This window comes from Rothia sp. CCM 9417 (assembly GCF_048513575.1).
Classification (GTDB): Bacteria; Actinomycetota; Actinomycetes; order Actinomycetales; family Micrococcaceae; genus Rothia.
Genome location: NZ_JBLXXT010000006.1, coordinates 68,959 through 95,397, shown reverse-complemented (window position 1 = coordinate 95,397; position 26,439 = coordinate 68,959). Strand labels below are relative to the sequence as shown.

Here is a 26,439-nt window from a genome sequence, read left to right as displayed (position 1 = left end):
CCATCTCCATACCGGTCACAGGCTAAGGGTCAGCCCGTCATGAGCGCTGGCCCTTTTAGTTTTCCTCTCAAGGCGCTGACAGCAGAGCTCACCAAAAACCCTGCAATCATGGTCAGTACAATCACGCCTCCGGTTGGCAGGTTAAAAGCCCAAGAGAAGTAAAGCCCGGTAGCTGATGTCAGCACGCCAAAGAGCGGCGCAAAAACCATCATGCGCCCCAGCGTTCGGCAGACCAGTCGAGCGCTGGCCGCAGGGATTACTAGCAGAGCTAGAACCAAGACATTGCCCAGGATCTGCAAGGAAATAACTACAGATACCGTTACCACCACATAGAGCAAGACATCGAGGGCCAGGACAGGCAGGCCTGCTGCCCGCGCGCTCTCCTTATCGAGAGATACCGTCACAATCTCCTGATGAAAAACACCTAGGACCAGTATGAGCGTAGCTGCAATACCGGCTGTTTGAGCAACATCTGACCCTGAAATACCTACGATTGAACCAAAGAGAAAATCCTGAACCGATCCTGAATACCCCGGTGCCAGCGAAATAAGCGTGATACCTAAAGCAAATGAACCGGCAAAGAAGATACCGATGACCGAGTCCTCTTTGAGCTTTTGATTCTGGCTAAAAAGCGCGACCATTATTGCTGTAATGACCCCAGCTAGCAGGCCTCCCAGAGCTAAAGAGCCTCCCATCACAAAGGCAATAGCTAGGCCGGGAAAGACAGAGTGCGCCACTGCATCACCAATAAAAACCATGCCGCGCATGACCACATGGCAACCAACAATTCCGGTTACCACCGAGGCGATAACCACTGCGGCCAAGGCGCGAGCTAAAAAGGCTAAGTTTGGATTAAAAAGATCTTGGACAAACTCAAAGGGGCTAATCATGCTGGGCTCACTCTGTCGTGATGGAGGAAGGTATAGAGTTCTTCTACACTGTGCTGGGAAGCGGGAGCATCAAGAACGAGACACCGCTGAAGCCCAATAATGCGTGAGCAGTAGGCGCGGGCTGCCACCATGTCATGAGTGGACATGAGAATAGCCAACCCGCTGGCGGCTAGTTCTTGATAGAGACGGTTGAGACAGGTCTGGGTGGGGGCATCAATCCCTGTAAAAGGTTCATCCAGTAAAAGTAATTGCGGATCGGATGCTAACGCTCGTGCTAGCAGAACACGTTGCTTTTGCCCGCCTGAGAGTTCACCTATAACCCGGTTCCTCAAAGGAGTCAGTTCAGTCCGATCTAATGCCGAGTAGACAGCCCGCCAGTCAGATGTGCCTGCCCTACGGAACCAACCTATAGCTTTGGTGCGACCGCTGAGTACAGCTTGCTCAACGGTGATGGGGAAGTCCCACTGGAAGAGATGCTTTTGGGGCACATAACCAATCTGGGTGCGGGCTGTGATGGGGGGTTTCCCGAGTACCTGGATACTGCCACAGTGGATTGGTACCAAACCTAAAATTGAGCGCAGGAGGGTGGTCTTGCCCGCACCGTTAGCGCCGATAAGACCCACAAATTCACCGGCTTCCAGATCCAGGTTAAGACCTTCTAAGACCGGTTGCTGAGGGTAGCCTGCGGTGAGGTTGCGGATGGATAGAGGGAGAGTCATGATCGCTCCCCAGAGTTCTCACTGAGGGCCCTTGAACGGGCACTTACAGAGCGCCGGAGTAGGTAGAGTGAGCCAGCAAGCAGGAAGAGCACCAGCAGCCCTATGCCGGTAAGGAGCGCTGGGGAAAGAGCCTGCTGTGGGCTGACAGAGCTATCTTCTCTAGGGGTCTTACTAGCCTGAGCCGGTACAGCTGAGGGTGCTGCTAGGTCGGTGCCCGAATCTTTATGCTGGTCTTTTGTGCTGAGGACTCTCGCCCCAGAGAATACCTGTTCTGTCTCTACCTCGGAGCCAATTGCAAAGAGTAGCTGGGCGGTATCGCTAACCTGCCTTCCATCTGATAGTTCAGCGTGCGCCCGCACCGTAAGGTAGTAGGCACCGGGGCGGGTAAAAACCCAATTGGCGTGAACATGAGTATTCGGTTCCACAAAAATATCTTGAGGTCCTGCACTGTTTGAGTCCCAGAGGACCTCGGGAGCGGCAAAATTACCGTTCTCAAGGTAGAGGAAAAAATCTCCAGGGCCCTCAACTTTTTCCAGGGTGAGGGTGACCCCGCGCCCAAGCTCTTGCACAACCTGCGGGTTCTGAGTATTCCAGCCGGGCCACACTACCCCAGCCGCTTCGGTTTGGGGGATGACGTAGACCTGCTCACCCGGTGGAGCATGGACAAAAGAATAGCGGGGATCATCGGGTACAGCCATGAGAGAAGTGTCATTGCCACGAAGCACCACCTCTGCCGGATCACGCCAGACAGGTGAGAGACCGGAATCATCGCGAAACATGAGTTCCCAAGAACCGTCAAATAAAGTAGGGCCTAAGTCGATATGACCTTCCGAAATTTCGTGTTGGCCTGTCACGGTGGGTTCATCGGACGAAAGGGTCTGTTCTAGTGCGCGCTCCTGTGCGCTCCTGTTATCTTCTGTGGCAAAGGAGGCTGATCCTAGAGGTGTGCCTGGCAGGAGGAGAAAAGTAGTAAGAGTGAGCGCTGTAGCGAGACGAGATATACGGTTCATAACTGTCCTCGGTAGGGGTGCAGGTGGGCTGGTGGTGCAAGGCTCAGGATCTAGCGGAGCACTGAGCAATTGTGTGTGCGTTTTTTAACATCATGTGGCTGTAGGTCGGGGCGGCAGAGTCTATGGTGTCGGAGTAGAGTTCACATACTTTTACCCCTAGCTCTTCACTGACCTGTTGGAGTACCGGCGTCCTTGTAAGGTTTTTGTGTTCTGTATAAAGGGCCGGTACTCCTAAGTCGGTGATAGTGCGGCGGAGACGTTCTCGTTGCTGGATACTGGGTTCTACCCCCGGGCCGGCAGAGACATACCCGGCTACGGTGAGGCCGTAGGTTGAGGCAAGATAACGGTAGCCGTCGTGGGTGGTCACCAAGTTAGTTTGGCTACTGTTAAGCCCTCCGTAGATTGCTGTGAGTTCCTGGTGGGTGGAGGAGAGCTCTTCGAGAAGAGCATGGGCATTAGCTCGGTAGGTGGAGGCACCGCTTGGATCTGCTGTGCTGAGGGTGTCTCGCATCAATTCAACAGCTGCCATGGCGTTAGGTACTGAATGCCAGATATGGGGGTCTATCTCACCGTGAACATGCTTGCCGAGTACAGCCTGGGCCAGCAGGTACACCTTGGTCCCCGGCTTGCCAAGAAAACGGTACTGGCTGCCAGCGGGTACTTCTTGCAAAGTGCGTGAAGGTACCGCGATAACAGTGGTTGCCGGATCATGGTTCTCTATCTGGCCATCTGAATCTGTGCGTATTGTTAGGGTTCCGGTGGCCAGATCAGCATTCAGGTCGGCATGGCCATTATTGAGTACGGTCACGGGGCTACCTGTCTGTTCTTGAAGTTGCTGAGCTAACTCCTGGGGATCAACCCCCACCGCAAAATGAATAGTGGTGGCAGGGACTTCTTTGAGGCCGGTGAGGCTTTCCCCCTGGGCTGTGTGGGCGCTGGCTTCAAGATCAAGCTCGTATATACCAGGTTCTGCATATGACCATGACAGGTGGGTGTGGGCCTGCAAGGGGAGGGTGGTCTCCAACTGCCGGTTCTCGTCGGATGCCTCCATATGGGTTGAGTCTGCCACCATTTCTACCGACCCAAAGGTGCCGGTAATAAAAGCAGCTAACTGCCCGGGACCCTGAGCGCGACTTGCCCGGAAGGCGACAGACGCATCTCTTGCCAGGTCTAGATCCTTAGGTGATCCTGATGTGCGTAGCCCCAGCCAGATGGAATCCAGCGAAGCATCTTCTACCAGAGGCAGCAGGGTCCCACCGTAGCTTTCAATTTTTTCCGCTATAGCTACCGAAGTGGCTCCTGCAGGCAGGTTGGCATCTATAGTACGGACGAGTTTCTGCTGCTCAAGAAGCAGGCCATTGGTAAAAGCTACATCTGCGTAGGCTATATCGCGCACGTTCCTCAAGGAGGGCTCATAGGTATGGGGGTCAGCCCCCGCCGGAATCAGTGAAGTAACCTGGGCCCTATCGCCGGCCACGGCTCTAGCCAAGTCAGCCATAATGGGCGTTGAAGTTATTATATGGAACCCTTTTTGCTGCCCAGCATCCCCAGCGCTGCATCCTGCCACTAAGGGCAGGATGAGAGCTAGGATGCTAGCTACCACAGGGTAGGACCTATTCATGGGTGCTGACCCGGCGGGCTGAACGGCGTTTGATCAGCAGTAGCAAGGTGCCCAAGGTTACGGTTGTAAGCCCACCCGCCAGCAAGCTCTTGGCTGTGGAGCCGGTGTAGGCTAACTCCCCGCGGGCAGATTTTCGCTGTGCGCTCGCTAGCTGTTCGGCGCTTAGATCACAGTTTTCGCCCTGAGCGGTCTTGCCTACAATGCGTACCTTGGTTCCATCGGGGCGGGTGACGATATCTGCCTCATTCTTGATGGCCTCTGAGCTCTTATTCTGCTCTGTCTTCTGATCGGCTTGCTGCTCTGGTTTCTGATCTGCACTCTGTGAGGTATCACCTACTTCAAAGCGTAAGGTGCCGGAGGCTGTTGCCCTCTGCCCATTTTTGAGTGGTACTGACCAGGTGAGGGTGGCGGTATACACACCCTCTTCTGTAAAGATCCAGTTACCGTGCTGGTGGGTGTTGAGCGGCACCGAATATGTGTCCCCCACCTTGTTGAAGACGGTGGTTCCCGCGGCCCCGAAGTTGCCCGAGAGGAAGACTGATAGTTGTCCAGGTCCTTGGAGCTCACTGAGCTTTAGCTCCACGGGGCCGGCGGCCTGGGCGACGAGCTCAGGGTCTTGGGTGTTCCAACCTAGCCAGGGAACATGGGGTTCTTGGGTGGCACCGATTAGGTAAATTTCACTGCCTGCTGGGGCGATATGTTCCATTCCCGCAGGTAAGGAGGTCTTGGCATCTTGACCAAGGATAAAGGTCAGAGCGGCGGGTTCTTTCCAGCGGGCAGGGGAGGTGCGGTCATCTTTGACGCGGGCGGAGAGGCTACCTGACTTCAAGACCGGCCCAAAATCGAAATGCCCGCTTGAAACGCGGTCGGCCTTAGTGTTCACAGCTCGCATCACACTAAGAGCTGGCTTCTGGGGTGAGGTAGAAGAGGCCCTAGCTTGTGCAGAGGTTGGCCTACCCTTGGATGCTACTGCTGTATGAACCTGCTCCTCAGTGGCATAGCACTGGGGCGCGATCGTGTCCTGTTGCCTGTCAGCTCTAGTTCCTTGCTCCTGAGCGCTTGGCTGGGAATGGGATGTTTGTGCAGGGGAGGGCTGGGCGGCCGGGTTGGCCTGCTGGGAGACTGTAGCTTCTTCGTCAACGCGCTCTTGGGTTTGGGGTGCCGGGTGGGGTGCCGGGGGATCGGCAAGATCCTTCTCCATGCTTTGTGGGCTGGCTGCCGGGAGCCTGCTAGCTTCTTTCTGGCCAGCGGTGGTGCTTGCTTGCTCACCAGCTTCAGGCTGAGGTGGAGCGGCGGCAGCTACAGGGGGTTCAACTGCAGCGGGTTCAGCTACCTGCTTGGTGGGCTCTGGGGTTGCTGGCTGTGAGGGGTCAGGTTTTCTTGGAGTGCTGTGGTCCTTGGCATCTTCCCCTTCGGGATTTGCTGAAAGTTCTCCTACGACAAAGGTGTATGTCTGTTCTGCAGAAACAGGGCTACCGTCTGGGTAGGAGCCACTGGCCCGGAAGGTTAGTTGGTAGGTTCCGGGGGCGGTAAAGGCCCAATTGGCATGAACATGGGAGCCGACAGCTTGCTGGTGGGCAGCTAGCCTCTGCTGGGAGCTAAATATTCGGGTGGTTCCAGTGAGTGATGACTGGAAGACCTCTACAGCACCATTTTCAGGGGTCCGCGCCTGGATAAGTTCAAGGTTGAGCTTATCCCCTGAGAGCTGCCCGGGGCGGATATCTTCAGTGTTCCACCCGGGCCAGAGGACACCTTTGACCTGGGTTTGGGGGGCTAGCCAGATAGTTTCGCCCGGTTTTCCAAGAAAGTCGAACCCCTCAGGGATGGGTAAGCGCGTCTCTTCTCTATCTTCAAGGTTAAAAACTGTCCTTGCAGGGTCGAGCCTACTTCTGGGGGCCTGGGGGAGGTCTGCGTAGGTAAACATATCAAGGCCGTCCTGGCCTAGAGCTAGGGCCAGGGCATCCGTATGTTCAGTGTGCAGGACGGTCTTCGATGCTTGGTTTATGTCTTGTCCCTGGATGGAAGATGAGCTGTTGATTTCTAGGGGGGAAGGCTGATCCTGGGCAAGTGCTGGGGCGAGAGGGCTCAGGCTGAGGGCAAGAGCCAGGGCGGTTACAGAGAGGGGGCTTTGAGGGCGGTACATGGGTGTGCTTTCTATTTGCCTAAGTATGGGACGGATGGGTTCTGAGGGGAAATCATTTGATTTTTATCAGAAGTCAGTTTATCTTTAATGATAATCATTCTCAAATAAGGGTGGGTTGTTGATGCACCCTCCCGGCAAGCGACACAGAAAATACACCGTGATAGTCAAGAAACATACACCTCGCAAGAGCCTTTCTAAGGCCCGTCTTCTGACCCTGTCCTCACTCGTGCTGGCCTCTCTTGTGGCAGGCTCGCTCCCGGCTACAGCCGGGCCTGATGACGGAAAAATTATTACAAGTCGGGCACACATTGATGCCCCCAAGACAGCCTGGATCGATAACCATTTTGTGCTCCGTAATGAAGCCCCTGCTCAAGGGGATAAAGAGGGCCCCTATAGCGCTGATGAAAGCATCATCTGGTTAGGCAAAGGCTGGTCAGAAATGACAGGTAGGAGCCAGTACACCTTTACCGTCGATGAATCGGCAGAGCAGAGCTTTTTGGGTAAGCCAGGCGATACTCTCTACATGGCACCGGGCCTGCCGGAGGGGAACCATGATCCTGCTTGGGTTGGTTTTGGTGCAGAGACTGATATCCCCGTAGAGGACTTTAGAGATGGAACTTTCGCCCTGGATATCATGGATGTTAACGGCCCGGGCGAAATGGAACTCTTCCGCTACCACCATCAGTGGGATCCATCTGCTCTCAGGCGTATGATGAGCTCCAAAACTCCCGGCCTTAATTCGTCCTTGCTTCGCCCCGGTAGCCATACCCACAACGCAACCACCTTTACGACCGCTGGTCGCTATGAGGTGACTTACCGGACCGTTGCCCGTGGCCTTGAGGGCCAGCTAATTCAATCAGAACCCACCAAAATTATTTGGCAGGTCGGAGGCCGATCCCCCCAGCCGGGAGATGGTATCCCCCAGGGTCTCAGCACCCTCGAACGCTACCAGCAGGCTCCAGAAGGCAAGCTGGCAGATATGGACTACAGGCTCAGCATTCGCCCCTATAGGGAAGGCCAACGTTCCGGCGATCAGAACCTCACCCATATTGCTTTTGAGGCTGATAACAGCTCTCTTGAAGGGACTTTAACGCTTTTTAACAACGGATACTTTTTGACGGATTTGCCGGTTTCGCAGGGTAGGGCCAGCTGGGATGAGCTTCTGGGGAGCACACCTGGGCAGCTACAGGCTGTCTTTACCCCAAGTAGTGAGCATGATCAGGCGGCGCGCTGGATCTCTCAGCCTCTTGACTATGCCCCCGGTGTAGAAGCCTCCAGAGATTCCTCGGAAGGAGAAGGGAGCTGGCCGCAAGAGCACAGGGACCCAGATAACTTCACGATGACCGGTGAACTTTACCGACCCAGTAGCGGGGACTTTACCCTTACCCTTGAGCCTACAGAGCGGGAGGGGTACAGCAAGCTGATAGTGCAAGCGAAAGACCCCAACTTCCGAGGCTTCCTAGCTGGTGGTTTTAAGGAGGCTGACAGCCAATACTATGACTCCACTTTTGAGGGGCATTTTGTCAACGGTATTGCTGAATACGTTTACCAAGATAGCTGGTTCTATGATGGGGAAAGTGTTATTGCTCAGATTATCCCCCACCCCGATATGCAGGCTCAGGCAGCAAGTATTCAGGTAACAGACTCCTATGCCCAGGGGAAGAGCTATCAGGCTCAAGGAAGTATTACCCTGCTTGATGAGCCAGACCCGGTAGAACCTCAAGACCCGGCACCCCCGGCTGACCCTGCCCCGGCTGATCCTGCCCCGGCTGACCCTGCCCCCGAGACCCCAGCTTCAGCCCCACAATGTTCCATAGAACCCTACAAGGGAAGGTACATCCTGACAGAGGGCCATGTAGATATTAAGGCTCAGCTCGGAGAGCAGGGACTCAAGACATTCTTAAAAGATGAAACCCGACAGATCTCCCGTCAGGCAACTGAGCGATCACTTGATGAGGTCGTCTTTGCCGTAGGTAACCAGGCAAGAAATCTACGTCAAGGACCGCTCACAGCCCCGGAGCTAGATTTTCTGGGTAAAGCTGGAGACTCCTTCTATGGCCTACCCCAAAATCAAGAGCCGGGCATCATCTGGCCAGGGTGGAATACACAAGATATTGACTACTCACGTCTTGAAGGCCCGGTTGAGCTACACCTGAACCCGGTTCACAAACCGGACGGTAGCAACTTCGCTATCTATCAAGAGTCCCCCTTTACCGGGGTGAACCTACTTGCGGATTCCCGTAAAGGTGATTATCTCATCCCGGTAGACTTCCCCACCCACGTACACGCTCACTGGGTGTTCACGGCCCCCGGCATCTATGAATTTGAGGCCTACTACAGTGCCAGAACCCTTGACGGTGAGCAGAAAGCATCCCAACCCCAAAAGCTTGTATTCCTTGTAGGGGATCAGGCTATTGAGGACTGCCAGCAGGATGGAAAGCCGGGCGAAACTGGCACGGACCCGGCTCCTTCTGAGGGAGCTACCGCACCAGCCCCGTCTCCAGATCCCTCAGCTCCGTCTCCTGACCCCTCAGCCCAAACCCCAGAGCAGGGAAGCGAAACCAAAACCCTGCAAGGCCCCGCGGACAAGGGGGAAGGCCCCAGCGGTAAAACCCAAGGAGCTAGCGGACCCGAAAGTCCCAGCCCCAAGGAGGAAAGTCACCATAAATTCCACCAGCTAGAGACCAGTGGCACTATGGATCAGCAACCAACCAGCACGTCCCCCGCAGCCCCAAGCGAACCCGGGAAGACACAGTTGCTGGCCCCTCATAAGGAGCAGGAACCGGCTCAGCAAGCTCAAGAAGGGGGAGCTCAGCTTCCACCATCCTTAGCATCCACAGGCGTATCAGCAGTGGGGCTCCTGGTGGGTCTTGCCGCCCTGGCCCTGCTCACAGGAGCAGTATGCCGAAGCTACCGCAAGGCTAAACCCTCAAGATAAAACCAGAGCATGTAGCCACCCCTGAGCAGGGGTGGCTACACGCTAAGAAACAGACCGCCCGGCAGCTCCGGGTCCACGCTTTCGCAGCTTTCTCCCACGCCAATAAGCAGTCATTCTGTAATCTATGTCTATAAACCGAGCACTCATGCCCTCCCTTACCGGGGCATGACAACCTCCAAGGAGAGACATGGCAGATGCACAAGCCCTGATCACTGACCAAGAGCAAGCCGCCAAGGGCCGCCGCACCGCCCTACTCGGCTCACTCTTTCTCATGGCCACCAGCGCCATCGGCCCCGGCTTCATCACCCAAACCGGGCAATTCACCTACACAATGGGCGCGGCTTTTGCCTTTGCCATCCTGATCTCAGTTCTGATCGATGTCGCCGTTCAGCTCAACGTCTGGCGCGTCATCGGTGTCTCCGGACGCAAAGCCCAAGAACTGGCTAACTCCCTGATCCCCGGCCTGGGCATCTTCCTAGCTATCCTGGTAGCCCTGGGTGGCTTCGTCTTTAACGTGGGCAACGTAGCAGGTGGCGGCCTGGGCATGAACTCCATGCTCGGCATGGACGCCACCACAGGCGGCATCCTCACCGCCGTCCTCGCTATCGGTGTCTTCCTCTCCAAACGGGCAGGTATGGCCCTGGACCGTATCGTGGTTATTCTGGGTGCCATCATGATCCTGGCAACCCTCTACGTTGCCGCTGTCTCCAACCCGCCCGTAGAGGACGCCCTCAAAAACACCGTACTGCCCGAACAGGTTGACTTCACCGTCATCACCACCCTGGTCGGCGGCACCGTAGGCGGCTACATCACCTACGCCGGTGCCCACCGTATGTTGGAGGCCGGAATCCACGGTGCAGAACACGTCAAAGACATCTCCCGCTCATCGGTCACCGGCATCATCATCACCGGTGTGATGCGCTTCCTGCTCTTCCTCGCCATCCTGGGTGTTGTCGCCACCGGCGTTGCCATGGACACCGAAAAATCTATTGCCGCCCAAGCCTTCGGCATCGCGGCAGGCGAAATAGGCATCCGCATCTTCGGCCTAATTCTCTGGGGAGCCGCTATCTCATCGGTCATCGGTGCGGCCTTCACCTCCGTGTCCTTCGTGACCAGCTCTAAGACCTCCGTCACCGTCAAGAACGCGCTGACCATCGGTTTTATCGTTATTTCAACCGTCGTCTTTATCATTGCCGGTAAAGCACCCTCCACCCTGCTGATTGTGGCCGGTGCCGTCAACGGTCTGATTCTGCCCCTTGGTTTTGGTGTGATCCTCTTTGTGGCAACCTTCCGTGCCAAGACCCTGCTAGACGGCTACAAGTACCCCATCTGGCTGATTGTGATTGGCTGGGCCTCCTGGCTCCTGACCATCTACCTGGGCTTCAACTCACTCAGCGGTATCGCCAAGCTCTGGGCCGGCTAAAACCAACCCGCTCAAAAAGCACCGTGCCTGTCAGCGCTCAACTAGCCGACAGGCACGGTGCTTTTGTGTTAAAAAGGCTGATTGAGTTAAATCCTGTAGCACTGCTTTGGCACAAGCCCTTAGAGTACAGGCTCCTGCAAAAAACGGTCACGCGAAAGATCCAAATAGGCCCGCAAAGCCCGATGCGCTGCCTCCCGTTGCCCACCCTCAACCAGGGCAAGCAACTCGGCGTTCTTCTCGATAAAAGGCGCATGAAAACCCATATCGTGTGACAACTCAAAGAAAATTAGCCGCATCTCCGCCAAAATACGGGACATAGCCCGATTCAGCCGCTGCGACCGAGCCGAAGCCACCAGAGCACGGTGGAAATCCTGGTTAGCGCTCGCCATTTGGGGCACCTGCTCCCGGGCCTGGGCGGTACGGGCCCGGTCAATAGCTGCACGGGCATCACTGTTCTCCCCAAGCGGGGCGAGGCCAATCGCGGCGGACTCAACAGCCCACCGCTCAATAAAGAGCTCCCGCACCTGCTCAGCATCCGGCTGAATCACGAAGACTCCCCGGTAGGGGATCCTCTGCACCAGGTTCTCAGCTTCAAGCTCAGTAAAAGCCTGGCGCAGGGTGTTGCGGGAAACATCGAGCAGGGCGGCTAGCTGTTCTTCGACCAACTGGGTGCCGGGGGTCAGCGCAGCGGCATCCATAGCGGAACGCAAAGCAGAAGCCGCCCACTGGGGAGCCTGCATATCGGCGGGCCGATGGGTCGCTAGGGTGCTCAGCTCCGGGGTAAAGGCGGCATCAAGGGATTGGGAAGTCACAGCACTATCCTACGGGTGCCCCTAGTCAAAACGGATGAGAGCAGAACCCGCGCTGACGCGTTCACCAGGCTCAGTCAGTAGCTCAGCCACGGTTCCCGCAGACTCCGCCAGCACCGGAACCTCGGTTTTCATGGCCTCCAGCAGAGCTACCTGGGTGCCTGCCCCCACACGGTCTCCTAGCTGCACGGTAAAGCGCAAAAGCGACCCGCTCATAGGTGCAAGAACCTGACCGGGCCCTTCTATCTCGGCTGTACCTGCCGGTGCCCCTGCGCTCCCCAGGGACGCAAAAACAGAATCGGGTAGGCCCACCCGGTGCGGAGTACCGTCGATCTCCAGGGTAAAACGGGTGACCCCGCTCCCCGGGAAGGTCCTAGCACCCACCGGCAGCAGGGGCTGGCGGTAGGCTACATCTGGCTCACCGCTACCCTCTGCCAGGAAGACGTCCTCAATCCAGGTGGTGTAGACCCCGAATTCGCCGCCCTCGGCGGTAAAAGCCGGCGCTTCTAAGACCTGCCGATCAAAGGGGAGCACGGTAGCCACCCCAGAAATCTCAAGCTGACGCAGGGCAAACCGCGCCCGCCGTAGCGCCTGCTCGCGGGTAGCACCAGAAACAATGAGCTTAGCCAGCATAGAATCAAAATCCCCGCTGACTACAGAACCCGGGCGCACACCGGCGTCCCAGCGGATACCGGGGCCAGAGGGCAAGCTGATGGACTCGATTCTGCCAGCGGCAGGTAGAAACCCCCGGGCCGGGTCCTCCGCGTTGATACGGAATTCAAAAGCATGCCCGTGTGCTACAGGGGTTTGGGTCATGGGCAGAGGCTCCCCGGCGGCCACCGACAGTTGGAGAGCCACCAGGTCTAGGCCGGTGACCTCCTCGGTCACGGGGTGCTCCACTTGAATACGGGTATTGACCTCAAGGAAGGAAATAGTGCCGTCCTGGGCCACCATAAACTCAGCTGTACCCACACCCACATAGCCCGCCGCCCGGAAGATATCGGCAGAAGCCCGCTCAATAGCGGCCCGCTGGTCATCGGTCAGGAAGGGGGCCGGGGCCTCCTCAATAAGTTTCTGGTTGCGCCGCTGTAGGGAACAATCGCGGGTGCCCACTACCAGGACGTTGCCCTGGAAGTCAGCAACCACCTGCGCCTCAAGGTGGCGGGGCCTCTCCAAAAAGCGCTCAATAAAGCACTCCCCATTGCCAAAAGCGGCCTGGGCTTCGCGTGTTGCAGAGGTGAAAGCCTCTTCAACCTCATCCAGGTGCCGCACGATACGCATACCGCGCCCGCCGCCACCGTGCGCCGCCTTAATGATGGAAGGCAGGCCGTTCTCCTGCGCAAAGGCACGGGCTTCTGCCGCGCTGGCTACTGGCCCGTCTGACCCCGGAGCCAAAGGCGCACCCACCGACAGCGCCAGCTCACGGGCCTTGACCTTATCGCCCAGAGCTTCAATAGTCTCGGGGGCCGGGCCAATCCAGGTGAGGCCAGCGTCAATGACCGCACGGGCAAAATCAGCGTTCTCAGCCAAGAAACCGTAGCCGGGGTGAACATCGGTGGCCCCAGAAATACGGGCAATCTGTAGAACCTTATGCATATCCAGATAGGTTTCAGCCGGTGTCGACCCCTCTAGGGCGTAGGCCTCATCAGCCAAAGCCGTGTGCAGAGCTTCGGCATCGGAATCTGCGTAGATAGCCACAGAAGCGATCCCCTGCTGCGCGCAGGTGCCAATGATACGGACGGCAATCTCGCCGCGGTTAGCAATCAAAACTTTACGCATTGTAGAACTCACTTCTGTGGGGTCAGATGGTCAAAGGGAACAAGGCAGAATTGGAGTTTAGTGCCGGGAGGGGCCTGGGCTATCAGGCGCAGGTCATCGGGATGAACCGTTGCAATCACCGGGTAGCCGCCAGTAACCGGGTGATCGGCCAGGAAGATAACAGGCTCCCCGCTGGGGGGAACCTGCATAGCTCCCGCCACCATGCCCTCACTCGGTAACTCCTTGTCGCTGAGACGGGCCAGGACCTCGGTGGGTTCTGGCCTTTCACCGCCACCCTCAGACTCGGATAGCACCAGGCGGGCACCGATACGGTCGCTGGATTGCGAAATCTCCCAGATTGCCTCTGTGAAACGGGTCAGCGATTCCGGGGTGAACCAGTCCTGGCGGGGCCCCGGCACCGCACGAATCGTTAATATCTGCTCGCCGGGTAGAGGGAGCGGGGGAACGGGGTTGCCCACTAGCGCTGAACTTTCTGCTGCTAGGGCCAGTAGGTCACCGGGGGCTAGGGGCTCCGGGCCCAGGCCAGCTAGGGTATCCCGGGAAGAACTGGTTGCCTGCTGGGGCGCCGCAAAACCCCCACGCACAGCCAGGTAGGTGCGCAGGCCGCGTTCGGTAGCCCCTAGAGTCAGAGTTTGCCCCGGTTTGAGGGCAAAGGGGCGGTAGGAGGTGACAGCTAGCGGTTCCTCCTGGGCAGGGCTTTCTGCATCTACCGGGTTATCTTCGCTGATCCGCGCAGGAACCTGCGCTCCGGTAAGGGCAAGAACCACATCGCGGTGGGCCGTAAGGGCCAGCCCACCGGCAAGATTCTCCAGGACGGTTGCCTGCAACTGGTTACCTACCAGCCGGTTAGCTTCTGCAGCGGCGGCGCGGTCCACCGGCCCTGATGGGGAAACACCCCAGTGGCTCAGGCCGGTGCGGCCGGCATCCTGAAAAAGGGTAAGCATACCGGGGGAGCGCACCTTCAAGCCCGCAGCCAGCTCGCTAAGTGCAGGCTTACCCGGGTGCTCTTCTGCTGGGGACCTACCGGCTACCGTAATCAGTTCCCGGACCGCCTCAAACTGGACCTGCATACCCGGCTCCAAAAGCGCCGGAGGGTTCTGCGCTAAGTCCCATAGGGGCGCATTAGTGTGCCCGATTAACTGCCAGCCACCCGGCGAAGAGCGCGGGTAGATACCCGAAAAATCACCGGCCAACCCCACCGAACCCGCCGGGACGCAGGTGCGCGGTCTGGCACGGCGGGGAACATCCAGCACCTTATCGTTCCGGTGTAAGTAGAAGAAGCCGGGAGCAAAACCCGCGAAGGCCACCGACCAGCGGCCCGTGGTGTGGGCGTAGATAAGAGCCTGCTCGCTCATACCCAGGTGGGCGGCAAGATCGGCCAGGTCCTGGCCGTCATAAATCACGGGAATGGTGACCGTGCGACCGTGGGCGCGTACATGACCGATTACCGGCGGCAGGTCGGGAGCGGCCAGAAAGGCGGCGGTGTACTCGTAAGTGCTAAAGCGAACTAGGACGGTGCGGGCCGCCGGAATCAGCTCAGTTTGGCCTACGGCGGGGTACCTGCTGAGGTGCAGGTGCAGGTACAGCGCATTTTCGAGGGTGCAGCAGTCCACCAGGGCTGCGAGGGCACCAAAGGGCTTGACCGTGTAGATGTCTGCGCCGTCGTGCGGGCGGTGAATCATGGGCACCCCTTTGCGTCCGTTCATCAAAACCGTAGATTGTTCAACAATTCTGGCAGGTGTGGCGCTGCCCACGCAAGGCCAGCTACCCATGCGGTACCTAATACGGAGTGAACGCGGCGCAAACCTTCCAAATGCCGTTCAAAGAACACGCAGATGAAGGTTTGCGCCGCACAAGCTACTGCACCAGGTCAGACTTATCCACAGTTTCCTCCAGACCCCTTGTCAAGGCACATCTTCTGAACAATTTTGGGTCCTATGGAAGACCTCTTTACCACCATCAAAACATCGGCTGAGCTACGGCATCAAGGCGTAAGCTCCGCCGCAATTACACGAAAAAGTAAAAACGGCGAGCTCATCAAAATATGCTTCAACGCCTATGTTGAAGCCAACCAATGGAAAACATGGGATGCCACTCGCCGTTGCTTGGCCCGTCATGTGGGTTTTCTCAAAACTCATCGAGGATATGTGCTGAGCCATGTTTCAGCGGCACTTTGGTGGCGGGCACCTACCCTAGATCTGCCCCTAAAAGTTTGGGTAAGCCACCCTCACCCGTCAGCCAAGGTTGCAGGGAATGTGCATTTGAGCCGTAACCGTTTGCAGGTATGTGAGCAAGCTGTTTTCCGGTCAGGTGCTTTTGTCACAACCCCTCTGCAAACAGCTCTGGACTGTGCGCGGGTGCTCCCGTGCCCCGATGCTCTGTGCATCATTGATGATCTGCTTCACCGCGATCTTGTGCAGGAAGGGGAACTATCTCAAGCTCTGAAAACTTTGGAGGGGAGGGGTGCTCTGAGAGCTCGAGAGATCGCTAAATATATGAGCGCGAAAGCCGAATCACCTGCGGAGTCCTTAGCCCGTTACTGGATTCTGCTCTGGGGTTTTACTGCCCCTGTAGAGCAGGCTCAGCTCTGGGTTAAGGGGAATGTATATAGACCGGATTTTCTGTGGGAGGATACCAGGGTGATTCTGGAGGTAGATGGAATGGTCAAATACTCAGGAACCTATGGGAGCCCCGTTGAGGTCATTCAGAAAGAGCGCCGTCGTCAGCATCATTTGGAGCTGCTGGGGTATACGGTTATCCGAGTCCAGTGGGAGGATGTTGCCCGTAACCCCGAGAATCTGCGGGCAAAGCTAGTGCGGGCCGGTGTGCGCTGATGGCTCGTGAACGCGGCGTAAACCTTCCAAATGCCGTTCAAAGAACACGCAGATGAAGGTTTGCGCCGCACTTGAGGTTTAGACGAAGGCCTCGATACGGACCCCGGCCCCTTCCAGGGCGGCCCGTACCTGCTGGGCAATAGCCACAGCCCCAGGGGTGTCCCCGTGGACGCAGATGCTGGCGGCATCCAGGGTCACGCGTGAGCCGTCCACAGCGATCACCTCACCGTCAACGGCCATACGGACCACACGCTCAGCAACCACCTCGGGGTCATGGATGACCGCACCCGGTTCCCTCCGGGACACCAAGCTGCCTTCGGGTGTGTAGCCCCGGTCGGCAAAAGCCTCATAGAAGACAGGTAGGCCCAAGGCGCGGGCGGCGCTCGCTACCGCAGAACCCGGCAGGCAGAGGATAGGCAGGTCTCCCAGCTCGTGCAGGGCAGTGGCAACCGCCTGCGCTTGTGCTGTGTGGTGAACGATGGCGTTATAGAGGCCCCCGTGCGGCTTGCAGTAGCTCACCTGTGCGCCCTCCACCTGCGCGATAGCTTGGAGCGCCCCCACCTGGTAGATGACGGCATCGGTGAGTTCGGTGGCGGTCATATCCATAAACCGGCGGCCAAAGCCAGCCAGGTCGGGGTAGGAAACGTGAGCCCCAATGGTTACCCCCTTCTGGTGGGCGGCTCGGACGGTGGAGCGGGCTACGCTGGGGTCGCCCGCGTGGAAACCGCAGGCGATATTGGCAGAGGAGACGGTCTGCATCATTGCAGTGTCATCGCCCATGACCCAGGAGCCAAAAGACTCCCCGCAGTCAGAATTGAGGTCAATGGAAAGAGCAGTCATACTCCTAGCCTACCTGGCACACAAGCTACCTCTTTTATCACCGGGGCGTAGGGGCTAGAATTGCTCTGGTCTCTACCAAGGAGTGCACGTGAAACAGACTGCCGACCCCCGCCGGGTCACCCTTTACACCTGGATCATCTCGGTCGGTGGTTTCCTCTTCGGATATGACACCGGCATTATCAACGGTGCCCTGCCCTTCCTCCAGCAGGATTTCACGCTGTCCCCGGCGGCTGAAGGGTTGGCTACCTCCGCCTTGACGCTGGGCGCGGCGTTTGGTGCGCTGACTGCGGGCCAGCTGATTGACCGGTTCGGCCGCCGCCGTATTTTGCTGGTGCTGGCGGTTGTTTTTGCGGCTGGTTCCTTGGGGCTGACATCTGCCCCCAACCTGGCGGTGTTCATCGCTTTCCGTGTATTGGTGGGCTTGGCTGTCGGTGCGGCCTCAGCGGTGGTTCCTATCTACCTGGCAGAGATTTCCCCCGTTAACCGGCGCGGGGCTATCGTTACCCGTAACCAGTTCATGATTGTTTTCGGCCAGCTTGCTGCCTACGTTATGAACGCCGTACTGGGTAATCTCTTTGCCCAGAACGTCATGATTTGGCGGGTCATGTTCGCTATCTCCGTGGTCCCTGCCCTAGTGCTTTTCCTGGGTATGCTCCTAGTTCCCGAGTCGCCCGGCTATAGGAAGTCTACGGCTACCGCCCGGGGGGTACTTGGCCAGCTCTGGCAAGAACCGGCCCTGCGTACCACCCTGCTTCTGGCCTGCGCTATCGGTATCGTCCAGCAGGCAACCGGCGTGAACGCCCTGATGTACTACGGCACCCAGGTACTCCGCGAAGCCGGGTTCTCTACCGATGCCGCCCTGACCGCCAACATCTCTAACGGTGTTCTTTCTGTCATTGGTGCGGCGGTGGGGCTCTGGTTCGTGGGCCGCTTCCCCCGCCGCCTCGTCCTCACCCTGGGTCTGGCAGGCACCACGGTGTCTCTGATGCTGCTGGCCTTGACCTCTCAGTTCCTTGATGCCTCTGCCCGCCCCTGGGCTACCCTGCTGATCTCGATTATTTTCCTTGTTTTTCAGCAGGGGGCGGTGTCCCCTGTAACCTGGGTGCTCATGAGCGAACTCTTCCCGGGCCGAGTGCGCGGTGCCGGTATGGGTGTTGCCACCTTTGTTTCCTGGATGGCGAACTTCTGCGTCTCCCTCTTCTTCCCCCAGATGGTTGCTGCCCTGGGGCTGGGGGCAACTTTTGCGGTCTTTGCGGTCATCGGTGTGGGGCTGATTGCCTTTACCCGCCGCGCTGTGCCCGAAACCGCCGGAAGAACTATGGACTAGCGACCGCTCCAAAACCCACATCCTACCTACAGGCATGGCAGGGTTAGGGCATAGACTGCTGGGCCGTACTGGTACTAAGAGTAGTTGTCGGGCGGAGATAAGCGAAGAACTCCAGATGTGTGTACCTATTGCCTGAGGAAAATGTGTTTCATTCTGCAAAGGGCGCTAGCCGTGAGGGGGCAAGGAGTGCGTGTTGAGGGCGGGCCGGAAAGAGCCCGCCCTTTTCTATGCCCTCAGCCGGAGCTCGGTGGGCGTCTCACGTCATAAATCATTCTGCGGGATGATTTATGGGTTTCTGAGTATCCACTCGGTGTTTTCTGGGTAGGTGGAATCTACACTAAAAGATAGATACACCACATTTACCCCCGCTCAGAAGGGTCAGACGATGGACACTCCTACCCTGCCAATGGATCAGCCTCCCGCCCCTCCGGTTCCCGCCCACCGGCCACGCAAGAAAAAGAAGATGTCTACTCTCACCAAGGTCCTCATCGCTATCGCAGCCGGTGTCGTGGCCCTCATCCTGGTTGGGGTTCTCGTCTTCAGCAGTCTTTTCGGTGCTAGCTCGACAGCCTCCGGCGGAGCCATCCCCGCCACCGACTACATGATTCTGAGCAAAGAAGGGGTCAGCAACAAAGTTCGTGTGGAGGGCACAATCCAGCCCGGTGAAATCCGTAGCGTCACCACCCACCTGACCTCACCCATCAGCGCCGTCAACGTGGCTGTGGGCGACCGGGTTGAGATGGGCCAGACCCTAGCCACCATTGATACCTCGACTCTGCAAGGGGAACTAGACACCCAGCGCGTTCAGCTTGAAGGAGCGGTCACCACCGCCCAGACGGCGCTTAAGGCAGCACAAACCGCCTACGACCAGCACAACCAGGGCATCAACAACGGTACCAACCCCGAAATCCTTGCTGCACTCGCCGCCCAGCGCACTGCGGCTGAGCAGCTCACCCAGGCTAATAACAGCCTGGCGACTGCTCGGGCACTACGCGACCAAGCAGCTGCCGAAGGTGCTGACCTGACCGCTCTAAACGCCGATCTCGCAGCCGCCGAGTCAGCCCAGCGCTTGGCCGCTGGCGCAAAGTCCGATGCGGATTCCGGTGTTAGCACTGCCCGTAACGCCGCCTCAACCCAGCTTGCAACCCTCGAAGCGGAACTGGGTAACGCCCGGACCTCCCTAACCAGCGCCGAAAGGGCCCGCGACCAGGCACTTACCTCCTTGCAAGAGGACATTGATGGCGCAACCATCACCTCGCCCATTAACGGTGTAGTCATGACCGTTGCTAAGCCCGGTGCCCCCGCAACCGGCCCCGTAGTCACTATCGGTGACGATTCAAAACTGACCATTACCTCAAGTGTGCGCGAATCTGACCTCCCCAAGGTCAAAGAAGGCAACAAGGTCACTTTCACTGCAGGCTCAAGTGGCACCAAAGAATACACCGGAACTGTTACCTCGGTAGCCTCTATTGCGGACTCAGCCCAGCAGGCCGGTAGCGAAGCCGCAGGCACTGCTGTAAGCGGTGTGGGTACCGGCAGTAGCCCCACCTTCACCGTCACTATCGAGGTCACCGGCGACCGCGAGGGCCTCTACCTGGGCTCCAGCGTCAAGGCCAACATCATTACCGCCGAGGAAACTGATTCTCTAGCTGTACCCGTAGACGCCGTGTACACCAATGACCTGGGGGCCAAGAGTGTCGTGGTAGCTGTACCCCAGGACGGCGGGAACTACGTCCTTGAAGAACGCACTGTAGAAACCGGCCTTGCCAACGACATCGATATTGCTATCACCGGCGGTGAGCTGGCCGAAGGGGATATGGTTCTGACCTATGGTGAGAACTACCGCTACCGTGTGGGCGAGACAGTGACTTTGGACGCCGGCGTGAGCTACGGCTGGTAAAACCATGAGCCAGCAACTAGTACAGCCCCCAGAAACCCTGCTGGATATGCGGGGCATCGTCAAAACCTTTAACCAGGGCACCCCCAGCGAAATCACCGTTCTACCTGGCATTGACTTTCACGTCAATCGTGGGGAGTTCGTATCGGTTGTAGGGCAGTCCGGTTCCGGTAAAACCACCCTCATGAACATCATTGGTCTGCTGGACCGGGCCACCTACGGCTACTACACCTTTGATGGCGAGAACATCCCCAACCTGAGCGATGATGAACTGGCTTTCTACAGGAGCCAGAATATCGGGTTCATCTTCCAGAGCTTCAACCTGATTGGGCGCATCTCGGCGCTCAAGAACGTTGAGATGCCTATGATGTACGCGGGCATGAATGCTCGTGACCGCAGGGAACGAGCCGCCTACCTGCTGGAGCAGATGGGCATAGCTGACCGGATGGAGAACAGCCCAGCGGCCCTCTCCGGCGGCCAGAAACAGCGTGTAGCAATTGCCCGTGCCCTGGCCAATGACCCGCCCCTGCTCCTGGCCGATGAGCCGACCGGTGCTCTCGATAGCCAGACCGGGCGCATGGTCATGGACCTCTTTCATCAGCTCAACAAAGAGCAGGGTAAGACCATCGTTTTTATTACCCACAACCCCGAGCTGGCCGCAGAAACTGACCGCATTGTCACCATGGTTGATGGACGTATCGTCACCGGTAAAGAGGCCGCCGCCCCTTATATGAGCGCCAATGGACTTACAGACCCTACCGGCCTTCTATCGGCTCCGGTGGCTAGCGCAGCGGTAGTTCCGCCCGCACCGGGCGGCACTGAGCCCACCCCCGAGGAGGTCCAGCCGTGAACATCAAAGAGTCAATCAGCCTAGCGCTGGGTAGCCTGCGCAACAATAAAATGCGCTCTTTCTTGACCCTTTTGGGCATCATCATGGGTATCGCCTCAGTGATTGCGATTCTGACCCTGGGTCACTCCCTGCAAACCCAGGCTAACCAAGCTGTTGTGAGTTCGGGAGCCAATGACCTCAATATCCAGGTGAAAGAACGGCCCCGTGAGGACGAAGGCCAAACTTCTGCAAACATATCTAGCCCCTATGGAATGATGGGTAGCTCAGGCCAAATGCCCACCGGGGACTCCCTCATCAGCATTGATGATATTAACACCCTCAAAGAGGTTATGGGTGATAATATCGCCGGTATTCCCCTGGGGAACTCAGCCTCCTATGGTGCTGAGCTTACCTATGAGGGCCAGACCAACTCGGAGAGTCTCATAAATTTCGTCAATATGGACTACTTGGAGCTTAACCCCAAGAACCTGGTGGCCGGCCGGGCTATCACCCAAACCGATATTGATAACAAGCGACCGGTCATCATGATTTCTACCGACCAGCTGTCACTTCTGGGAGGCGACCCTGTTCAGGCGGTGGGGCAAGAAGTAGAGGTTAGCTCGGGTGGCTCCAGCACCATCTATGCTGTTGTTGTAGGTGTTTACCAACCTGATAATACTGGCGGTCTTTTGGGCATGTCGGGGCCAGGCGCGGTCTTGATGCCTTACACCTTTGAGGGTCAGTTCAGCAGCATGAATGCAGATGGCTGGTCCTACCTGAGTGTACGCCCGGCGGAGGGTAAAGACCTGGCCCAGGTCAAGGCTCTGCTTCAGGCGCACCTCACCAATATGTATCGTTCCGATGAGCAGTTCATGGCTGAAATTATGGATTACTCAGCGGCCACACAGTCCTTCAACGATGTGCTGGCCGGTATTAGTGCAGCTATCTCGGCTATTGCCGGTATCTCACTGCTGGTCGGTGGTATCGGTGTCATGAACATTATGCTGGTGACCGTGACCGAACGTACCCGCGAAATTGGCATCCGTAAGGCCCTGGGCGCTACCCGGGGAGCTATCCGTCTGCAGTTCGTGGTGGAAGCCATGATTGTCTGCCTGGTCGGTGGCATCTTGGGCGTACTGGTCGGCGGAGGGCTCGGTATGCTGGGCTCAAATATGCTGGGGACCTTTGTGTTCCCGCCGCTGAGCGCTGTCACCCTGTCCCTGGGGTTCTCGCTAGCTATCGGCCTCTTCTTTGGCTACTACCCGGCCAATAAGGCGGCTAAGCTGGACCCCATTGACGCCTTGAGATACGAATAGGTGGCTCGTAGTTTTTGAGTCAGTATGGTGCTGGGGTGCTTTCCGTGTGCTTGTTTTAAGCAGGAATACGGGAAGTGCCCCACTCGTTATGGGATGACTTTTCCGTTTTTAAAGCCAGTGGCAAACCCCCGGTCAATAGCGTTTAATAAGGTTGCGGTACTGACTGTGCCTCCTCTCCTGAAGTGTTTTTCAAGCTCTAGTTCACCAACGGGTGAGTTACTGAGCTGAAAGTAGATGAGGGGGAGCTCGGAGTTATCGCGTAGTTTTTGAATCTCTTCCCACGGTGCTTTGTAGGTCTGAGTGTCGTCTTTTTGCCGAATGAGGGTCTCTCCTCTGACTCCTTGTTGGGTTTCTGCCCAGAGCACTTCAAATACTTGAATGCGGGAGTGACGGTCAAGGCTGAGTGCAAGGTAGCTGGGGCGACGAGAGCTAATCCAGCCGGACGTATCTGGTGTGCCCTGAACTACGGGGCAGATATAAGCGTTGAAGAGTTTGAATTCCTGAGCGCCAATCCCTTTTGCCGGCGCATATGCTGATTGCTCAGGTTGCAAATGTTTAAACCATGTATCGAGGAGTACATCTTCCCAGAATGGAATAATACCGCTATAGCCTGTGGGTTGGGGGAGGGTTCCCTCATTTACCATGCGGTCTATACCATTTGACCGAACCTTCATCTGCTGTGCGAGCTGTGGTCTTGTAGTGATCATACGAAAAACTATTTTCTCCAAATGTTATCCTGTTCCTAACAGGATAATACCATTTTTGGTATTATCCTGTTCATATCAGCAGATAAATTTGTATCCTGTTGTCTGCGAGCTTGGAAGGGGGACTATGGTGAGACGTATTGGTATGGGGGACCAGAGCTATCGAGAAATTCTGCGTGAGGTTGCACTAGATAACTACGGGTACGTCACCATTGAAGATGCCGTTGAGGTAGGCGTTCCTGCCATAGAGCTAGCAAAGTTAGCTCAACGTAAAAAGGGCCGATTTGAAAATATAGCCTATGGTCTATACCGCGATAACAGCATCCCAGAATCCCCATTGGGGTACCTGGCAGAGGCGGTTTTACGCTCCGGTAAGGGAGCCTACCTGCACGGGGAAAGCGTGCTTGCAATGCATGACCTAGCACTGGTGAATCCCCGGCATATTAGCGTAGCTTCTCTGCGCCCTGCCCGTAAAACATTACCTGCTTCTATTCGGCTGACTAAGGCAAAGGAGGGGGTAAGGGTTACTGAGTATGAGGGAATCCCTTCACAGCCGGTAGCAGATGCGATTCTTGAGTGCCGTAAGACGATTGAGCCCGAGCGGTTAGCGCAGGCGGCACGTGATGCTCGTAGTCAGGGGCTTATTACTTCAAAGGAGTGGGAGACCGTTAAGAAGGGGCTGGGCCTATGAAAAATGTGCCTCCAAATTTGCGGTCTTTGCAGGATAGAATTCGGAATATTGCTCACGATACGGGGGAGGAGGAAACACGTCTTCGCACTACTGTGGCTCTTGTTGTGGTGGGGCAGATGCTTCCTGAGGGCGTAATTAAGGGCGGTAGCGCGATGGCGCTTCGGTGTGGGCGAAATACACGGTTTACGAAAGATTTTGATGCGGCCCGTATGAGCCCTCTTGAGGATTTCCGTGCTGAGTTTGAAGAGTCTCTTGAAATAGGTTGGGAAGGCTTTACCGGGCGTCTTATCGAGAAAGCTCCACCAACACCGGCAGGGGTTCCTTCTGGATATGTGATGCAACCATTTGAAGTGAAGCTAAGCTATGGAGGAAAATCTTGGTGTACGGTTGATTTCGAGCTCGGGCATAACGAAATTGATGATGCTTCTGACCCCGAGAAAAGAATATCTGATGAACTAGTTAGACTCTTCACTGAGCTTGGGTTTTCGGCACCTGCTCCTGTACCGGTTATGCGTATTGACCACCAGATTGCACAAAAAATTCATGCTGTATCTGCCGCTGGCAGTGATCGGGCTCGTGACCTAGTGGATTTGCAGATTCTGGTTAAGCAAGAAAAAGTTGATTACCGAATAGTTTCTGGGACCTGCCGCCGTCTTTTTGAATATAGGAAGGCTCACGAGTGGCCACCGGCTGTGACGGTTGGTGACAACTGGGTTTCTCTGTATGACAAGGAACGTGAGGGGCTTGATGTTCTGGGTTCGGTCGAGGACGCTGTGGCCTGGTTAAATGATTTGATTCAGAAAATTGAGCGGAACTCAACGACTTCCGCCTTATATACTCAGAGCGGTCGCCCCTCACCTTCCTTGTAGCAAGGGAGCAAGGCACGACCGCCCCTATGGGTGCTTGTTTAGCGCAGGGTTTCACCAATCTTGAGGTGAACCACCGAGGGGCCGCGGGTTTCCAGGGCCTTCTGAACAGTCTCCGTAAGGGTGTCCATGGTGGCGGTGAAACCTGTGGCACCGAAGCCCTCAGCCAGCTTGACCCAATCAGGCTGAACCAGGTCTACCGCAACCGGCGCGATGCCACGGTCGCGTTCGTTCTGGCGAATCTCACCGTAGCCACCGTTCTCTACACAAATGATGGGCAGATCCAGCTGCTGCTCAACAGCGGTCATGAGCTCCTGGATAGCGAACATGAGCGCACCGTCACCGAGCAGACAGACCACCGGACGCTCGGGCGCTGCCACCTTAGCGCCAATGGCAGCAGGCAGGCCGTAGCCCAGGGTGGCGTAGGTTGCCATGTAGAGCAGGGAATTAGGCCGGGGTGCCCGGTAGAAGGTGGTGGTGCCCATGTAGGTTACCTGTGAGGAGTCACCGGCAATGATGGTGTCCTGGGGCAGAATCTCCATGATGCGCTCGTTAAGCTCTGCCAGCTCGGGGGCGATAGCCCGCCCCTCGTTATCCAGGGCATCGAAGATGCCCTGGAGATTGCGCTCTTGGCGGGAACCGGGGGTGACACCCTGCTCCGCCAGAGCTTCGAGGAGCTGGGGGATAACAGCCCGAGAGTTCCCGGGTAGCTCAAGGTCCGGGGTGATGTTGGTGAGCATCTGGTCGCGGGTAATATCAATGCGGATGACCGGGCCTGCGGGGCGGATATCGCCGTCCCAGAGCTCAGCTTCACCGATCTTAGAGCCAATAATAAGCATGGCATCGGCTTCCCGGCAGAAAGCGTGAGCGGCGCTCAGGCGCAGGTCAGCGCCCAAGGAAAGACGGTGCTTCTCGGGGATAGCGCCCTTACCATTGACGGAAGTAATAACCGGTGCTTCGAGAAGTTCAGCCAGGGTAAGCAGGTCATCAGCGGCAGAGATAGAACCGCCACCGGCCACAATCAGCGGCGCTTTAGCTTCTGCCAGAATACGGGCGGCTTCGCGCACATCATCGACCGGTGCAGGCTGAGGCTTGCCCAGGGGGCGGGCCTGCAGAATTGCGGGGTCAAGCTCAACTTCGCTCTCGAGGACATCCAGGGGCACCTCAATGTGAATGGGGCGCGGGCGGTTGTGGGTGAAGGAGCGGAAAGCGTTGTGGATAATATCTACCGCTTCTTCTGCTGAGTTCACGCGGCGGGAGAACTCCACAATGGAGTTGACGGCACCGGTGGGGTTTTTAGTCTCGTGCAGGGCGCCGATATCGCGGAACTCCTGGCCTACCGGGCGGCCGGGGGAGAGGATAATCATGGGGCGGGACTCTGCGTAGGCGGTTGCGGCTCCCGAGAGGGAGTTCAAGAGACCGGGGCCGGAGGTTGTAATGACAACGCCGGGCAGGTTGCGGGTCTGTGACCAGCCATCGGCACCGTAGGAGGCACCCTGCTCGTGGCGGGTGGTGACCGGGTGGATGCCGAGTTCTTCGAGATGGCGGTAGAACTCTAAGTTGTGGGTGCCGGGAATACCAAAGACGGTATCGACGCCGTAGTTACGCAGGGTTGCCAGGATGGCGTAGCCAGCGTTGCGGCGCGGCTCGGTTACTTCGGTGCTACGGTCAGGCAGGGAGGGGTGGGTCATGGGTACCTTTCAGCTTGAAATATTCTTTTAACGTCCGCTCTAGCATACGGGTTTTTAAGGTCTCGGGGCGGGAGGCTGACCTGTGAAATGTTATGCACAGCACAGTATTCTT

Annotated in this window: 20 protein-coding genes; 9 read left to right on the top strand and 11 right to left on the bottom strand. The window is 57.2% G+C overall.

From position 1 onward, the window contains the following. Positions 1–29: 29 nt before the first annotated feature. The 5 genes from ACN082_RS07935 to ACN082_RS07915 are packed head-to-tail and all read right to left on the bottom strand — an operon-like array spanning position 30 to position 6,383. Positions 30–890: an anchored repeat-type ABC transporter permease subunit gene (locus ACN082_RS07935; protein WP_419100324.1), complete on the bottom strand. Its 861-nt coding sequence runs from the start codon at positions 888–890 to the stop codon at positions 30–32. After that, the gene (locus ACN082_RS07930; RefSeq protein WP_419100323.1) at positions 887–1,609 is read right to left on the bottom strand and encodes an anchored repeat-type ABC transporter ATP-binding subunit; all 723 of its coding nucleotides are present in this window, start codon (positions 1,607–1,609) and stop codon (positions 887–889) included. Before ACN082_RS07930 ends, ACN082_RS07935 begins: the two co-directional genes overlap by 4 nt. Further along, positions 1,606–2,619 (bottom strand): choice-of-anchor M domain-containing protein, encoded by a 1,014-nt coding sequence (locus ACN082_RS07925; protein ID WP_419100322.1) that lies wholly within the window; start codon positions 2,617–2,619, stop codon positions 1,606–1,608. The genes ACN082_RS07930 and ACN082_RS07925 overlap by 4 nt, the downstream gene beginning before the upstream one ends. Before the next feature lie 43 nt (positions 2,620–2,662). After that, positions 2,663–4,240, bottom strand: a complete 1,578-nt coding sequence (locus ACN082_RS07920) for an anchored repeat ABC transporter, substrate-binding protein (RefSeq protein WP_419100321.1) — start codon at positions 4,238–4,240, stop codon at positions 2,663–2,665. Beyond that, the gene (locus ACN082_RS07915; RefSeq protein ID WP_419100320.1) at positions 4,233–6,383 is read right to left on the bottom strand and encodes a TIGR03773 family transporter-associated surface protein; all 2,151 of its coding nucleotides are present in this window, start codon (positions 6,381–6,383) and stop codon (positions 4,233–4,235) included. Before ACN082_RS07915 ends, ACN082_RS07920 begins: the two co-directional genes overlap by 8 nt. 157 nt (positions 6,384–6,540) lie before the next feature. Between ACN082_RS07915 and ACN082_RS07910 the strand changes: the two genes are divergently transcribed. Together ACN082_RS07910 and ACN082_RS07905 are read left to right on the top strand one after the other, a co-directional pair. Continuing rightward, positions 6,541–9,321, top strand: a complete 2,781-nt coding sequence (locus ACN082_RS07910; protein ID WP_419100319.1) for a choice-of-anchor M domain-containing protein — start codon at positions 6,541–6,543, stop codon at positions 9,319–9,321. 187 nt (positions 9,322–9,508) lie between these two features. Next, positions 9,509–10,744: an NRAMP family divalent metal transporter gene (locus ACN082_RS07905; protein ID WP_419100318.1), complete on the top strand. Its 1,236-nt coding sequence runs from the start codon at positions 9,509–9,511 to the stop codon at positions 10,742–10,744. 119 nt (positions 10,745–10,863) lie between these two features. On the opposite strand, the gene ACN082_RS07900 is transcribed toward ACN082_RS07905, so the two are convergent. From ACN082_RS07900 to ACN082_RS07890, 3 genes are read right to left on the bottom strand one after another with little or no spacing between them, the layout of a single operon-like run. Next, complete coding sequence (locus tag ACN082_RS07900; RefSeq protein WP_419100317.1) at positions 10,864–11,556, bottom strand: GntR family transcriptional regulator; 693 nt, start codon at positions 11,554–11,556, stop codon at positions 10,864–10,866. 21 nt (positions 11,557–11,577) lie between these two features. Further along, positions 11,578–13,332 carry an acetyl/propionyl/methylcrotonyl-CoA carboxylase subunit alpha gene (locus tag ACN082_RS07895; RefSeq protein ID WP_419100316.1) on the bottom strand — a complete coding sequence of 585 codons (1,755 nt, stop codon included), beginning with the start codon at positions 13,330–13,332 and terminating at the stop codon, positions 11,578–11,580. Positions 13,333–13,340: 8 nt separating this feature from the next. Further along, entirely contained in the window at positions 13,341–15,104 is a 1,764-nt protein-coding gene (locus tag ACN082_RS07890) for a carboxyltransferase domain-containing protein (protein ID WP_419100315.1), read from the bottom strand. 165 nt (positions 15,105–15,269) lie between these two features. Between ACN082_RS07890 and ACN082_RS07885 the strand changes: the two genes are divergently transcribed. After that, on the top strand, positions 15,270–16,166 hold the full coding sequence (locus ACN082_RS07885; protein WP_419100314.1) for a DUF559 domain-containing protein: 897 nt from the start codon (positions 15,270–15,272) through the stop codon (positions 16,164–16,166). Between the two features lie 78 nt (positions 16,167–16,244). Here ACN082_RS07885 and ACN082_RS07880 read toward each other — a convergent pair whose 3' ends face one another. Next, the gene (locus tag ACN082_RS07880) at positions 16,245–17,006 is read right to left on the bottom strand and encodes a LamB/YcsF family protein (RefSeq protein ID WP_419100313.1); all 762 of its coding nucleotides are present in this window, start codon (positions 17,004–17,006) and stop codon (positions 16,245–16,247) included. Positions 17,007–17,094: 88 nt separating this feature from the next. Here ACN082_RS07880 and ACN082_RS07875 point away from each other — a divergent pair, with 88 nt between their 5' ends. The 4 genes from ACN082_RS07875 (at position 17,095) to ACN082_RS07860 (ending at position 22,375) form a co-directional block, all read left to right on the top strand. Next, on the top strand, positions 17,095–18,333 hold the full coding sequence (locus ACN082_RS07875) for an MFS transporter (RefSeq protein ID WP_419100312.1): 1,239 nt from the start codon (positions 17,095–17,097) through the stop codon (positions 18,331–18,333). 463 nt (positions 18,334–18,796) lie between these two features. Continuing rightward, positions 18,797–20,233: an efflux RND transporter periplasmic adaptor subunit gene (locus ACN082_RS07870; protein ID WP_419100311.1), complete on the top strand. Its 1,437-nt coding sequence runs from the start codon at positions 18,797–18,799 to the stop codon at positions 20,231–20,233. Between the two features lie 4 nt (positions 20,234–20,237). Further along, complete coding sequence (locus ACN082_RS07865; RefSeq protein WP_419100310.1) at positions 20,238–21,080, top strand: ABC transporter ATP-binding protein; 843 nt, start codon at positions 20,238–20,240, stop codon at positions 21,078–21,080. Beyond that, positions 21,077–22,375, top strand: coding sequence for an ABC transporter permease (locus ACN082_RS07860; RefSeq protein WP_419100309.1), 1,299 nt, complete (start codon positions 21,077–21,079; stop codon positions 22,373–22,375). The genes ACN082_RS07865 and ACN082_RS07860 overlap by 4 nt, the downstream gene beginning before the upstream one ends. Before the next feature lie 86 nt (positions 22,376–22,461). On the opposite strand, the gene ACN082_RS07855 is transcribed toward ACN082_RS07860, so the two are convergent. Then, complete coding sequence (locus ACN082_RS07855) at positions 22,462–23,103, bottom strand: hypothetical protein (RefSeq protein WP_419100308.1); 642 nt, start codon at positions 23,101–23,103, stop codon at positions 22,462–22,464. Between the two features lie 103 nt (positions 23,104–23,206). On the opposite strand from ACN082_RS07855, the gene ACN082_RS07850 reads away from it, so the two are divergent. Continuing rightward, positions 23,207–23,770 carry a hypothetical protein gene (locus tag ACN082_RS07850; protein WP_419100307.1) on the top strand — a complete coding sequence of 188 codons (564 nt, stop codon included), beginning with the start codon at positions 23,207–23,209 and terminating at the stop codon, positions 23,768–23,770. Then, positions 23,767–24,639: a nucleotidyl transferase AbiEii/AbiGii toxin family protein gene (locus ACN082_RS07845; RefSeq protein WP_419100306.1), complete on the top strand. Its 873-nt coding sequence runs from the start codon at positions 23,767–23,769 to the stop codon at positions 24,637–24,639. Before ACN082_RS07850 ends, ACN082_RS07845 begins: the two co-directional genes overlap by 4 nt. 38 nt (positions 24,640–24,677) lie before the next feature. Here ACN082_RS07845 and ACN082_RS07840 read toward each other — a convergent pair whose 3' ends face one another. Beyond that, positions 24,678–26,327, bottom strand: a complete 1,650-nt coding sequence (locus ACN082_RS07840; protein ID WP_419100305.1) for a thiamine pyrophosphate-binding protein — start codon at positions 26,325–26,327, stop codon at positions 24,678–24,680. Positions 26,328–26,439 lie beyond the last annotated feature (112 nt).